Annotated in this window: 15 protein-coding genes and 2 pseudogenes; 10 read left to right on the top strand and 7 right to left on the bottom strand. The window is 37.6% G+C overall.

Annotated elements, in window-relative coordinates; genetic code table 11:
* Positions 1-40 precede the first annotated feature (40 nt).
* From KV40_RS25485 to KV40_RS25475, 3 genes are all read left to right on the top strand, one after another.
* Entirely contained in the window at positions 41-325 is a 285-nt protein-coding gene (locus KV40_RS25485; RefSeq protein WP_036487283.1) for a hemolysin XhlA family protein, read from the top strand.
* A gap of 93 nt (positions 326-418) precedes the next feature.
* Positions 419-1,273 (top strand): tyrosine-type recombinase/integrase, encoded by an 855-nt coding sequence (locus tag KV40_RS25480; protein ID WP_036487281.1) that lies wholly within the window; start codon positions 419-421, stop codon positions 1,271-1,273.
* Between the two features lie 106 nt (positions 1,274-1,379).
* Positions 1,380-2,609, top strand: a complete 1,230-nt coding sequence (locus KV40_RS25475; RefSeq protein ID WP_036487279.1) for a hypothetical protein — start codon at positions 1,380-1,382, stop codon at positions 2,607-2,609.
* Positions 2,610-2,726: 117 nt separating this feature from the next.
* On the opposite strand, the gene KV40_RS25470 is transcribed toward KV40_RS25475, so the two are convergent.
* The 4 genes from KV40_RS25470 to KV40_RS36410 form a co-directional block, all read right to left on the bottom strand.
* Positions 2,727-2,912, bottom strand: a complete 186-nt coding sequence (locus KV40_RS25470; protein ID WP_036487277.1) for a hypothetical protein — start codon at positions 2,910-2,912, stop codon at positions 2,727-2,729.
* A gap of 70 nt (positions 2,913-2,982) precedes the next feature.
* Entirely contained in the window at positions 2,983-3,915 is a 933-nt protein-coding gene (locus tag KV40_RS32640; RefSeq protein ID WP_052055956.1) for a pentapeptide repeat-containing protein, read from the bottom strand.
* Complete coding sequence (locus KV40_RS25460; RefSeq protein ID WP_156114181.1) at positions 3,905-4,573, bottom strand: hypothetical protein; 669 nt, start codon at positions 4,571-4,573, stop codon at positions 3,905-3,907. The genes KV40_RS32640 and KV40_RS25460 overlap by 11 nt, the downstream gene beginning before the upstream one ends.
* Positions 4,470-5,423 (bottom strand): hypothetical protein, encoded by a 954-nt coding sequence (locus KV40_RS36410; RefSeq protein ID WP_036487275.1) that lies wholly within the window; start codon positions 5,421-5,423, stop codon positions 4,470-4,472. Before KV40_RS36410 ends, KV40_RS25460 begins: the two co-directional genes overlap by 104 nt.
* Before the next feature lie 220 nt (positions 5,424-5,643).
* Between KV40_RS36410 and dcd the strand changes: the two genes are divergently transcribed.
* Positions 5,644-6,645, top strand: a complete 1,002-nt coding sequence (gene dcd / locus KV40_RS25450; RefSeq protein WP_172657340.1) for a dCTP deaminase — start codon at positions 5,644-5,646, stop codon at positions 6,643-6,645.
* 21 nt (positions 6,646-6,666) lie between these two features.
* Here dcd and KV40_RS25445 read toward each other — a convergent pair whose 3' ends face one another.
* Positions 6,667-7,341, bottom strand: a complete 675-nt coding sequence (locus tag KV40_RS25445) for a hypothetical protein (RefSeq protein WP_172657339.1) — start codon at positions 7,339-7,341, stop codon at positions 6,667-6,669.
* Positions 7,342-7,720: 379 nt separating this feature from the next.
* Complete coding sequence (locus tag KV40_RS25440) at positions 7,721-9,394, bottom strand: IS1634 family transposase (protein ID WP_036487268.1); 1,674 nt, start codon at positions 9,392-9,394, stop codon at positions 7,721-7,723.
* Between the two features lie 256 nt (positions 9,395-9,650).
* On the opposite strand from KV40_RS25440, the gene KV40_RS25435 reads away from it, so the two are divergent.
* Together KV40_RS25435 and KV40_RS25430 are read left to right on the top strand one after the other, a co-directional pair.
* Complete coding sequence (locus KV40_RS25435; protein WP_036487266.1) at positions 9,651-9,938, top strand: hypothetical protein; 288 nt, start codon at positions 9,651-9,653, stop codon at positions 9,936-9,938.
* Between the two features lie 62 nt (positions 9,939-10,000).
* Entirely contained in the window at positions 10,001-10,396 is a 396-nt protein-coding gene (locus tag KV40_RS25430; protein WP_036487264.1) for a DUF2513 domain-containing protein, read from the top strand.
* Positions 10,397-10,411: 15 nt separating this feature from the next.
* Here the strand turns inward: KV40_RS25430 and KV40_RS25425 are convergent, their stop codons facing one another.
* Positions 10,412-11,389 (bottom strand): metal-dependent hydrolase, encoded by a 978-nt coding sequence (locus KV40_RS25425; RefSeq protein WP_253274389.1) that lies wholly within the window; start codon positions 11,387-11,389, stop codon positions 10,412-10,414.
* 19 nt (positions 11,390-11,408) lie between these two features.
* Here KV40_RS25425 and KV40_RS36845 point away from each other — a divergent pair.
* From KV40_RS36845 to KV40_RS25405, 4 genes and pseudogenes are all read left to right on the top strand, one after another.
* Positions 11,409-11,594 (top strand): annotated as a pseudogene (locus KV40_RS36845) (ParA family protein); the annotation flags it as partial.
* Positions 11,591-11,965: a hypothetical protein gene (locus KV40_RS25415; protein ID WP_036487260.1), complete on the top strand. Its 375-nt coding sequence runs from the start codon at positions 11,591-11,593 to the stop codon at positions 11,963-11,965. The pseudogene KV40_RS36845 and the gene KV40_RS25415, both read left to right, overlap by 4 nt.
* A gap of 38 nt (positions 11,966-12,003) precedes the next feature.
* Positions 12,004-12,750, top strand: a pseudogene (locus KV40_RS36840) (S1/P1 nuclease).
* Positions 12,713-13,474 (top strand): AAA family ATPase (locus KV40_RS25405; RefSeq protein WP_156114186.1); only part of this gene is annotated, 762 nt, incomplete at its 3' end. The pseudogene KV40_RS36840 and the gene KV40_RS25405, both read left to right, overlap by 38 nt.

Raw genomic sequence — 13,474 nt, 5'->3', positions numbered from 1 at the left:
GAAACTTCCCCAATGGTTAAAACCTAAATCAAGTATAACAATGAGCAACATACAAATCGAAACCGACCTCAAAGAAATCCTTGGAGAATTAAAGAACGGTCAAAAGGAAATTCTCAACAAAGTTGAGGAAACTAACAACAAAGTAGAAGACATCGACAAAAGGTTAGTCAGGGTAGAGACTAAGCTCGACGGCACAGTAGAAGACATCAAAGAGATTAAAGGCTCACAGAAAGCTCAAATCTGGACATTAATCGGAGTTTTGATTACTGCTGTTGGTGGTTTTATCGTTGCGGTGGGTCGCTCCGTCCTCACATTCAATCCTTAATTTTTCTCTAGTACGAGTGGGTTATTTTTTTAAAGCCTACTTGTATAACAAAAGTGTCTATATTGTTATACTTTTTTTAATACCTCTGTATTAATGACTATTCAGAACAAAGTTACTAATGCTTCGAGCGATCGCGAGTTGATTTTAATTTGGTTGGGTGGCAAATCGGAAACGACCCAGATAAGTTATCGCTCGACGGTAGAAAAGTTCATTGAGTTTATTGATAAACCGTTGTCTGAGGTGAAGTTAGATGATTTACAGCTATGGGAGCGCGGATTAAAGGCTCGATTTAAGCTTACCACTGTAGCGAACAAAGTTTTAGTAATTAAGTCGCTATTTAGTTTTGCTGTCAAGACGGGGTATTTAACTTTAAATGTAGGCAGCTTCATTAAGCCACCGAAGGCTAAAGACGATTTGGCGGAGAAGATTTTAGATGTATCCGATGTGCGGGGATTGATTAAGTATGGGGTCAAGAACGAACGCGATCGCTTAATATTACTTCTCATGTACGGCTGTGGCTTGAGGGTGTCTGAAGTTGTGGGGCTAACTTGGAATGATTTTAAAAAGCATGGTAGCGGCGGAAAAGTAACGGTATTTGGGAAGGGTTCTAAAACTAGAGTGATAATTATCCCCGATTGGCTGTGGGCGAGGGTCAAAGAGTTTGAAAAATACCATCGGGTCAATCAGTATGTTTTTATTAGTCGCCACCATAATAAGATGAATCGCGTTGTGGTGCATACGATGATTAAACGAGCTTGCAGGAGGGCAGGGATTGATGAGAGGGCATCCGCGCACTGGTTAAGGCATTCTCACGCCAGTCATAGTTTAGAAGCTGGTTGTAATTTGAGGTTGTTGCAGCAGAGTTTGGGTCATGCCAGTGTGACTACTACTGAGAGGTATCTGCATATCAGTCCTGACAGTGGCAGTAGTCAGTTTATTGATTTTTAGATGATTTCGATTGGGAAAGGCGACCGCTTTCTTAAGAAATTAGTTCATAAAATCTGTCTTATTTCAAAACACATTATTATTTAACGTAGAAAACAATACAAAAATTATGCCTCCTACTACAACAAGTGCCTCTCCTGATGAACCTTTTGAAAGTGGGTACAAAATTCGCAATCATTTAAATAATATTGAAAATAAAATACAAGAATTAAATTCTATTCAAAAAAACAATTATTTGACACAGTTAGCAAAAAGCGTTTCAAAATTAAAAGAAGTATGTGATACTATCAACAATAACAAGACTATCAATAGTATAATAAAAGTTACAACACCTATAATCGATATCTTAAATAAGGAAAGTACAACGGAAACAAATTGGCAAATCATTAATAATATTAAAACAATAATTGATATTCTTAAAACCCATGATGACGACAAAATATCAATATTTTTCGATGGAATAAAAGAATTAAAAATTAATTTAGAATCATATAATTCATTTCTCTTTAGCCAGCGTAAAAACAGTAAAAAAACGCTGCTTCAAAATATTAAAAATTTATTTTCAAAAGACGATCAATATTGTTGGATAGAATACGAGGATTATCGAGATTATTGTTTTCAATGGAGAATGCACATAAAATTTGAGGGTAGTGTTTTTAAAGTATCTGAAATATCTAAACTTTTGTATTTATTATCTTCAGCCTTAGATTCAATATCAGGTGTAGAGGTTTTACTAGAATCTCAGAGTGTAGGAAGTAGAAGGTATGACATAACAATACTTTTCAAAACTTTTATAGAAAAAGAACAAGTAAAAAATATTTTAAAAAAAATCTTTTCAGCACTAGAATCGGAAAAAATAGATAAATATATTGAGCAAACAAATCAAATTAAAGAAGACACAAATAAAACTAAAACACAGACACAAAAAATAAAAGAAAATATCGATAGATTACCAAGCATAGAACTAAAACAACAAATACATATATTTGAATTAGAACTAAAAAAACAAGAAGTAGAAAGAAAAATTTTGGAAAATAAACTATTTAAAGCAGAAAAAGAATTAAAATTATTAGAAATCAAAGAAAAAGAACTTGATATTGCCAGGAAAGAGTTAGATCATCTACAAAGACTAACTTATGAAATGCGAGAAGGATTTCTTCAAAATAAGCCTTTATATTTAGAAATAAATAATATTCCATATATAAAAAGCGAAAACGGCAAAAAAATAAAAATAGAAAATGATTTGGATTTAATAGATCGAAACACTATTGTTAATCCAGATAAAGAAATTATTCAAAACAATGAAGAAGATATAAATGAAGAACCAACAGAAGATTAAAAATAATAATCGCTAATTTTAAATTATTAAAAGCGATCGCTCTACTTCTCCCCTCTAATATCCAATGTCCTCTAGCAGTAATACTTCTCTCGTTCTGTCCGAGTATCTTCACCCGTCTTACTTTTTTGCTTGATAATCGGGGCAGCTATCCCCACTGTATCCATAAGGATGAACTGCACATACTAGCTCGACACCGCCATAAATTTGACCGTGATGATGTTTACAGATTTGACAATCTGGCAGAATTTCAATCGTGTATGCTACTTCATACATCTCATCTTCTTGTCGTTGCAGCTTACTCATTACTTTTCTTAAGACGTTTTTCTCGGCTTTTTAATCTACTCAGTTTTTGATTATTGCAAACAAGCGATCGCTATTCATTTTCAACTTTTATCATTCCTGCGGCTTTAGGGTTAAAGTTTTCGGGAAACATCGTATCGGGCAATTTAGAATGGTCTTTGGTATACTTGGCTCTTTTTAGGTACAAATTATTAAGGTCAAAAGACCTCAAGTTCACACCACTTAAATTAGAATCAGCCAAATTAATTTTTTTCAAACTTGTACTACCAAATTTGGCACAAACCAGACTAGCTCCCTCAAGGTCTGCATGACTTATATAAGAATTTCTTAAATTAGCATTTTCTAAGTCGGCATTTTTCAATTCTGTACCATTCAAAATAGCACCAATTAAACAAGCATCTTTCAGGTTGGAATTATTCAAGCAAGCACCCGATAAATCAGTACATATTAGATAAGCATTACTTAGATTGGTATTCTCAATAAAAGTACAGCTTAAATTGGCACTACTTATTTCTGAACCACTCAGATCGGCATGACTTAAGATAGCTTTTCTTAAATTGACTCCTGATAAACTGACCTCTCTCAACAAAGTAGGTGTACTTCCTGAAAGTTTATTTTGAATCAAACTCGCATCAGATAAAAATTGAATTACCTGTTTATTTCTTTCAGGATCGAGTTCTCTCAATACAGACAAAGTTAAAGCTCTTGCGGCTTTAACTTCAGGACTTCCAAATGGCTTAAGAGAAAGATGTTTCTCAACTAAAAGCTTTGTCATACGCTCAAAATAGCCATTCAATGCTTTTTGTTTATTTTGCTCGTCGGAAATTTTATCTTGTCGCTTCGCCGATTCCAAAGTAACTTTTTTGGCAATCAACCAAAGTGTCAGTGGAGTCGAAATTATGCTTGCCCATCTATACAATTCTTCGTAGCCTAAATAAGCCCACTGCCAAAATTGATAGTTACCAATATCTAAATTATTAAAATCAATAAGAACTTTATTCAGCATTTCTCGTCAAGTGCTTCAACTCCGTCACCGTTTCATTTTTCTCAATCTCAACCCCTACAATCTGCTCGATAGTGCGATCGCGCCGATTCTTCATACCCAATAACTGACTCGTACTACCCCTACCATACTTATAAGCAATCCTCACCACTTCCCTTTGCTGTTCTAAAGTCTCCAGTTGAGATGTCAGCAGTTCATGTTTGCGGTTGGCAGCATCAATATCTAAAAGCAGATGCAGCACTTTATCTTCTAGCTTTAGCTTCTCTGCTTCCTGCTGCCGCTCTAGTTCGGCTTTAGCTGTCAGTAAGTCTGCGGTTCTGATTTCGAGGTTGGCGATCGCTAGATTATCCCTCTGCATCCCACCACCACCGAAGAAATTTTGAATAATATCAACTGGATTGGTGGTGATATAGTTAGTCCACTTTTTCTTACTGGTGTAGTCGATTCTTTCTTCTGTAACTGCCAACCGTCGCTCGATTGCGGTAATTCGATCGCTCGTCTGCTGGAGTTTATTGGAGTTGGCGATCGCTCGTTCGGTAAGCTGTTCTACACATTTATTACTGCTGTTGAGACAGGGAATTTTTTTGTTCTCGACGGCGTTTTCTTTCTGCTTCTCGATCGGTTTCGACCATGAGGGTGACTTCGGCTGTGAGGCTGCCATCGGGGGATTGACCGAGCCAATTAACACGCCTAACAGTACCAGCATAGGGAGATTTAACAACTGAAAGGGTAGCGATCGCATTCTCAACATTATTCAATTTCTCCTGTAGCTGTGTTACCTGATATTCTCTGTCGGTCAATCTTTGCTCGTATTCTGCTAATTGTCGTTGATAGTTGAGCCTTGCTTGATTCATCTCTTCTACGCGACGGGCGGAATTAATTGATGCTTGATACTCCTGATATTTCCTACTATCTTTGGCACTCTGCATCTTACCCATAGCTAGCTGGTAATCTCTAACTGCTGCGGTGTGTTCCTGTTTTAGCTGTTTTAACTTTGCCTGTTCGTGTTCGAGGATGATGGAGTCGAGGTTTTTAACTCCTGAAAGGTAGCTTAGTTCTTCCTGCTTGAGTTCTACTTCCGATTCAACCGAGGCGATCGCTGCCTTGGTTTGCTCTACTGCTGCTTCGTGTTCGAGATAACTTACTGGTGGTAGAGCCATTACTGTTGGTACTGCTTGGGGTGCTGCTGGTGGTGTAATAGAAGCTGCCTTTAATCGGTCGAGTGATAGCTGAAGCTGTTTCTGTTGGGCAGTCAGTCTGGTTCGTTCTCGTTCGCGATCGGCAATGATTTCACCTTTGGCTACCCGTTCACCTTCACTAACTTTGAGGTCGTCTGGTTCTGTGACATTGACAGTGATGTTTAAGCGTTTGGGTGTAGTAGTTTCTGTCTGTGTAACTTGAGCGATTGCTGTTGCCCAACTTGGTAGGGGGTAAATGTTAGTGGAGATTATAGTGAATGCGATCGCTGCTATGACTAGCGCATAGACAACTAACTTGCTAACCCTCTTCATTAATATCGAACCTCATATCGGTGGGAATATATAGTTCTATTGTTCCCACAGGCTAATGGTTTTCGAGCAGAGTAGTTTATGTTTGGTGCGTTCTAAGTTTGGGGGCAAGCGATTGCCACTGTTCTTAGTCCATGAAAACACTAAAAAAAGTTTTATTTATAATTTCCAACCCAAAATTATGAGTTAAGCTGAAGTACAACTTTTGTATTAAATGGTTTTTATGCGCGTTTCAAGCACAGACATTCGGAAATTTATACAACAAGGATGTTTAAAAATTACGGGAAATATCAATCATGAATTTGAGTCGAGTACTCAAATAAGACCAGCTTCTATAGACATTCATGTGTCTAATATATTTTGGAAATTCAAGCAAAAAGAATCTGATGAAATAGATATTTTAGATTTAGATAAAGCCAAAGAAATCAAACAAAATCCAGAGCTACTATACGATAGAATTGAGCTAAAATCTCATGAACATTTAACTCTCGATCCTGGAGATATAATATTAACCGAAACTTTGGAAGAAATTGAATTACCTAATTTTTTATCAGCAAGTTTAAAGGGAAGAAGCAGTTATGCAAGGCTTGGTATTTCTATTCATTGCACTGGAGATTATATAAATCCTGGATACAAAGGGCATATGCCTATGCAGATAGTGAATCATAGTCCAAAATCAGTAAAGATTTATCCATTTTTAAAATTGGCGCAATTAGTATTTTACAAATTAAGTTCTCAGCCTGATATAAACTATCAATCGTTGCCTAACACTATTTATAATTCTGATAATTGCGATACAGAAGGTTTATCCCTATGGTTTGTAGATAAAGATATTGAAAATTTCGCCAATAGAGTTAGCGGAAAGAAATTTGCCAAAGATACTGAAGACAAAATCAGAAATCTTGTAGAAAGAAGCGAAAAGAGAATCTTCAAGCAAATGGAAGAACATCTAGCGAGAAACAAAATAACAGAGCCAAACCAAATTGAAGAGGAAATCAAAAATTATGAAATCAAAGACGTGAAAAGAGACAAAAAAATGCGTCTTACCTTTTGGTTTTTTTCAATAGTTTTTGGTGCAGATTTAAGTATTTTAATTCCTTCAGTAATTGAAGCAGTTAGCACCAATGATTTTCAGAATCCTATGTTTTGGATTAGCTCAACTATTCTCATATTTTCAGTAATAATTTTATGGATTACTTTTGATTACCGATTCATTGGTTTATAAACTTTAACTACATTATTTTGCTCACATATTTTTTTTTAGTTCTTGAATAATATGCTGAACACCTGAAATAGCTCTATCAAGAAACCAAAATATTTCTTCATCAATAATAACAAAGCTTATATAAGAAAAAGTATATTCACCAGAGCCATTAAAGGGAAAATTATGCAAAACCATTAGCGGGCTTCTTTTAAATGGAGTCTGTTTATCATCTTTAAAATGTGAACAATAAGTCATCCCATCACTTGTTCTTGTCACCACACCATATCCAGATGTGCGTTGAATTATATTAAATTGTTCGTGTTTATTTTCATTACTAAGAGAAGCAAAATCAGCTAACCAATTATTATCAACGGAAGCAAAAGGTTGAAAAGTTTCCAAGATAGAAAGTAATTCTGGTTTTGAGGAGAGAACCCCAGGCATAAGTTTACCAACGCGGGATTTAAAATCACTCTGTTTAAAATCTTTTGACACAATTGGAAAGTAAATTGCCTTCTTAATTATTTTATCCCTACACTGTTCACAAATTTCTCTGGCGCAGTAATCAAGAGCTGAACGTAAATGGTCAAAAATTTCCTTGACTATGATTTTCAATTCTATACTGACAACTCCTTTTAGAAGAGCTTCTTCGTAGGAATCACCATGATCCCCAATCTCGCCACGAAGCTTTTTTGCTCTATTTACTAAAGCTTCTGCCATTTCAAAGCGTGTCGTCATATTTTTAGTTTGTTAGGAAATTTGACCTTGATATCTACTTTCTAACTATCTTTAGTTCAACTGTCCCGACCGCATACTGTACTTTCAACGATGCGATCGCAATTAATATCCCACCTTCCGCACGTCAAAATGTAGTATCGAGCAAGTCAGCAAAAATGACCAGCCAATCCTCACTCATCTTGAGTTGAAATACTTAATTGAAGAGTAGTTCGCGGGTCTTGTTCGCGAACAATGCTCATTTGGTTCAACTTATTATCATTAGTCATTACTTATTGATAATAAGTGAACGTCAAAAACTTGGTCACAATAATTTTTAGAATACAGATATGAATTAATTTCAGATTAGCTAAAATTTTATCAACTACCCAGATAAAATATAATATTTTTGACAAGATAATGGGAAAAACTTTAAAGTAAACTGACGTTCATCGGTGAGATTGGCAATTTGTTTCATCCCTGAAAATACTACTAAATGAATGCCTTGAAAACATTGAAATATCCAACGCAATGTTGGTCTTTCTGTGGGTTGACCTAATTGATTTTTAATACCTGTTTTTGCCGTTTGTAAAGCAGAACGAATCTGTCTTTGTCCAAGAGAATAAACCAGAAGGCATAATCCCATCAGCATAGCCATTGTCTCAACTCTTTGAGGAGTTTTCAAGAAAACACTGTCAGCAAAAAATAAAGGATCTTTGAGGAAGGCAAAACCCCTTTCGGGTGCTTGTTGTTCTTTGTATTTTCGTAAGATATCATCTGAATTAAAGGACTCATTATTTAACTTATTGGTGGCGATTATAAATCTTCCTGCTTTTCTTTTTAGAGAGGTTATTTTCTGATTGTCTGCTTGAATGAACGCAGTTATTTGATATCTAGATTGTTGGTTTCTTGCTGACTTCTCTGTGACTATAGACTGAGAGACGAGATGATATTTAAGTTTTGAGCTTATTTGTTGTAACCTCAAATTAGCTTCAACTTCAGTTTCAAAATCTTTTTTAGATAAGCTCGCTAATTTTGGCGAGACCAGTTGACATTCTTTGGCTATTTTTTGTTCGAGTTGTTTGAGGTCTGATTCTTTCCTAGGTTGACTTTCTACTACTAACCATCTTTGCTTTATTCCCGCATAATTATTTTCTATTTCTTGACATGAATATCCTTCAATCTCACTGGCTATAAATTCTTCAGAAGATAAGTTACTCACTATTTCTTTTGCTTCTTTGATTGACAAAGGAACTCTTGTTACCCATGACATTTCCTTCATCAATTTTAAGTTATTCTCACTATATAAGGCACTATCCGATACTATAGTCGTCTCGAATTTTAGTTGCTTTTTGTATTTTCTGGCAATTTCTCCAAATACTTTTTTATCACTCTGATTTCCCGAACCTGTTTCGATAAATATTGGAATATCTCCATCTCCTGAAACTATTAGATTCAAGATAAATTGTTTTAAATGAGGACACGCCTTTCGAGGTCTCCTCGAAAGCGTGAGATGTCCGTCTGGTCGATGGTCTCTTGAATAACCATGAGTTATTTTTATGGGTATTTCTTTTACTACATCAGCTTGAGTGCTTGCTTCTCCTGAAGGGTCTTGTAATAATGGTAATACTTCTGAGTATTCTCCATGAACTGAGAAAGAGCTAGAATCTAGGTGAGAATATTCTAGATTGACTTGATACTTTTTTACCGCAGCTAAAGCTATCAACAGAAATAATTCTGATATTCCGTATGAATAACATTTATCTATTACACGACCAATTTTATCATCGTTTAAATGTTCGGGTAATATTCCTTGTCCCAATAAATGTTCTGTTGCTTTGTCCTCAAAAAATTGTGGGAATAAGTATAATGGTCTGGATACAAATCCTAATCCATTAAGAATAATTGCTTTGATGATTACTCCTGGACTTACGATTTCTTTGGTGTTTGTTCCTAGTTGCTCATCTACTATCTCTACCAGGGCTATTTCATCCATTATTCCTGCTATTATTCCTAGATGATTGATAGTTTTGATTTCTAGATTTTCTAACTGGTTCATTTCTGGCTCTACCAGTTTTTAAGTAAAATTCAAAATGATTCTACCTCTATCAAATTCGATGATTTATTAATTTTTGTCTAATCTTCTAATCTTCTGAGTATTTATTACTATTCATTTTGTGGTCAGCCTTGATTTTTCCGTTTCGTTCTGCTGATTGTCCTAATTGCTTTATATTACATCTTGACGTGCGGAAGATGGGTAATATGATTAACATTTTGGGAACTATAGATGAGAATTTACTCTTTTTGTATTTATCATGGCTAAAGTTACCCTTCAAGTAAGAACACGCGACAATCTATTAGAGCTACTTGCAAATAATGAGTCTGGAGCTTGGGTTGTTGGTAAAGATAAAGTCCAGCAAATCACTCACGTTCAGGTTGTTAACTTTGAGGGTACGCAGATGATTGAAGGTGTATTCGATCGCAATGCCAGTCATTATGTTGTTATAGAAAACAAAGACAGACTGGTCATAAAGTTTTTAGACGGACGTATTGTCAACTGCAATATCAAATTTAACGGAGAGAATCCAGTTCGTTATGTTTGAAACGCCAAATTAATAAGTTATTATTGACCGTTGTGTACTACAAACATTAGAACTATCCAATTATGAAACGCGACTGGGATTTAGTTCGTTGGATTTTAGGTGAAGCAGAATCTCGAAAGGGTGGATATCCATTAGTTCTCACTATTGGTCAATACAATAGTTCACATCATAAACTAAACATTGGCGAACGTGATTTTGACGAAGTTTGCGAGCATATGCTGTTACTTAATGATGCTGGTTTAGCTGAAGTACGTGAACTTGGAAGAACATATACTGGTTCGGTAGGAGTAGCACTTGACCGTCTCACAATGGCAGGTCATGATTTTTTAGATGCTGCACGAAACGAAAAGATTTGGAAAAAAGCCATGAAAACCGTAGGAGAAAAAGGAGGAACAGTTACTCTTGGAGTTCTTACTCAATTACTGGGGGCATTAGTCAGACATGAATTCGGATTTTAATAGTTGGCTGGTTGTCTAAGACCGAACTATCTTCACTTCCACACCCCCCACTGCATACTGCCCATTTAAAAGTGCGATCGCCCGTTCCAACCCACAATAACTAAACTTAATGGTACTACCAGTTAAATTAGCTGTAGACATCTGGTTAGGCTCGATGGGTATCTGAACATCTTCAGGAAAATCGATCGCCAGTTCGCCATTTAAGTAAATCTCAGCACCAGGATAAGCTTGCTGTAGTTCTAGCAATGGTTCTACAGCATCTTCATCGTTAAAGGTAATATTTCTAATCTCAGTAGTTGCAGCTTCTCCAACGTCAGTAGTCACTTTACTAGTAATTATCTGCTCTCCAGTCTTGTAGACACCCTCCCCATCGGTAACAACAAACTCACTGCCTTCCGTACCGAGGATTAAATATTTACCATCGGCATTGGTGCGATCGCTCGTCCAATAACCTGCGATCCTCGCGTATACTTTATTGGTGCTGGCGTTCTCGTTATATACCCTAACGATGCCATCTCTTAAGCCGAGATTCTGTGAGACTTTCTGAGTTATGCCCCCACCGTTAGCTAGATAAATTCCTAATGAGAGGAGGGCGATCGCAATACCCAATACCCATAGTTCGCCAGCACCACCAGTCTTTAATCTCCGTCGCGGATTGGATACAGATATTGCCCAAGCTGGTTCTGGGTAAAATAACTGCACTCCCTGCTTGGTAAAGGTATCGGAGAAACAGGCGAGGAGATGACCCAATGGTAGAGCAATTAAGCTAAATGTTTGTTCTAGCAAAAAGTAACCCCCCAGTAAACTCACAATGGCGATCGCTGCGGTTGCTAGTAGTGAATGAGTGATAGATCTATGGGGAAATCTGTCTTCTATCCAAGAGCTAATCGGAAAGAAGATTTTACCGATGGTGCTAGTGGTGGTGTCGATGTCAGGGATTTGTGAGCCAATAATAGCTAGTCCTAACGGTAAAGGTTCGGCAGTTCCAAGTATTAGAGATGTTCCTGCTGCTGCGATCGCGCTACTGGCTAAAAATCCAGGGGCAACTTTACTCGATACGGTAATTCATCAAAAACAGGCGATCGCGGACACTTCAGGACAATCGGCAACGGTTTGGGAGTTACCTGGACGACCAGCTAGTGAATCGGCTTCCGAATACGAAAAATTATTTACTGAAATGCTCAAACAACTACCATGACCAAAAAACCAAGAAAGTCACTCGATGATTCTTTAGCCGAAGAGTTTGTTTTTGGTGGAGATAAACCCCAAACGGGAGCAGCACCAACACCTGATGTTGAGATAGAACCAGAGGAAGCAACTGCTAGTGAGTCTGAAGCAACTCCTACTGCACCAGTTGAAGAACAGTCAGTTACAGAGAAACCGAAGAAGGAATCTAGTCTAATGCAAAAACTACAGGTTGAAGCCAAAGAAGGAACTAAACGTTTTACTATCGATCTAAGAGAGTCAGTACACCGCAAACTGTCTATTCTGGCTGCCAAAACTGGCAGAAGTAAAGCCGATATCGTCAGGATGCTACTTGATGATGCACTTGAAAACATAAATGAGTAGTTGTTTAATGCAGTAAATAATTAAGTAATGCAGTAAATATGAAACGTTTAATTATTTTTTGTTTGCTAGTTTTCTCGTTTCTCTCTGTACCATCACCAGCACTAGCTTGGAACGGAGCGGGACACATGACCACTGGCGCAATCGCCTATCGAGAACTACAACAAAATGACCCCAGTGCCGTTGAAAGAGTAATCGAACTCCTGCAAGCCAATCCCGAAGCCGAAAGACTGTGGCGATCGCAACTAGAACAAGTAGAAGCATCGGAACAGGGACAGCTTTTGTTTATGTTGGCTACCCGATGGTCTGACGATATTCGCGGTGACGAGCGTTACGACCGCCCTCAATGGCACTATATCAATTTCCCTTACAAACCAGACACAGAGCCAGAGTCAGACACAATTGAAGAACCAGATCCAGAAAATATCCTGACTGGTTATGCTCAAAATCTCGATGTGTTGACTGGTAATGCTGATAAGAGCGAATAGGCGATCGCTTTATGCTGGATATTTCATTTAGTTGGCGACGTACATCAACCACTGCACACTACGACTTTGTTTAGTGAAGAATTCCCCGAAGGCGATTGGCGAAGCCACCTCCCTTTGGGAGATCGCGGTGGTACGAGATTTTACATCAAGGTCAAGCCCGAAAATAAAACCACCATCAGCCTACATAAATTCTGGGATGATGCAGTAGGAAGCTCTAGAAGATATCAAACGGTAAGCAATAGAGCCACCAAACTAAGATTAAATCCAGAATTCAGTCGCGATCGCTACAGTAACAACTAATCCCTATCAACTCGCGATCGATATCTTCGGCATTGGCTTTCTCACTGCCGATAAGATAGCCGTAAAAGTGGGAGTATCCCCTTACTCTAAATTTCGCTATCGGGCTGGTGTGCTTCACGTCCTGAGTAAAGCCAGTGAAGATGGTCATTGTTATTTACCCGAAAGCGAGATTATTCCCTTTACCAAAGAGTTACTGACGACAGACGAACATCAGGCAGATGAACAGGCGATCGCTGGCATCCTTTCTGAGATGGTAACAGAGCAACAGTTAGTTAAAGAAATAGACGAGGAAGTACTTTACTACAAACCTAGTTTCTATCACTCCGAACAGCATCTAGCCAAACTGTTAAAGCAGAAGCTAGAAACTAAACCAGATGTAGATATAGAGCGCGTTAATAGATGGATTAACAGATTTACTGCCGCTAAAAATATCACTCTATCTTCACGACAGGTAGATGCTGTAGTGACGGCAGCCATCGAGAAGGTTTCGGTTCTGACTGGAGGACCAGGAACGGGAAAAACCTTTTCAGTCAACACCATTGTCAAGCTCTGGAAAGCGATGGATAAAAAGCTTCAGGCAGGTGCGCCCACTGGTAGGGCAGCTAAAAGACTAACAGAGGTTACGGGAATCGAAGCTAAAACCTTGCATCGGCTGTTAGAGTTCGACCCTTCTAAAATGGGCTTTAAACGCGATGCTGACAATCCCTTAGACTGCGATGCTCTA

The organism is Myxosarcina sp. GI1, assembly GCF_000756305.1.
In the GTDB taxonomy this organism is placed as follows: domain Bacteria; phylum Cyanobacteriota; class Cyanobacteriia; order Cyanobacteriales; family Xenococcaceae; genus Myxosarcina.
The sequence above is the reverse complement of the archived record's forward strand: the minus strand, read 5'-3'. Positions and strand labels throughout refer to the sequence as shown.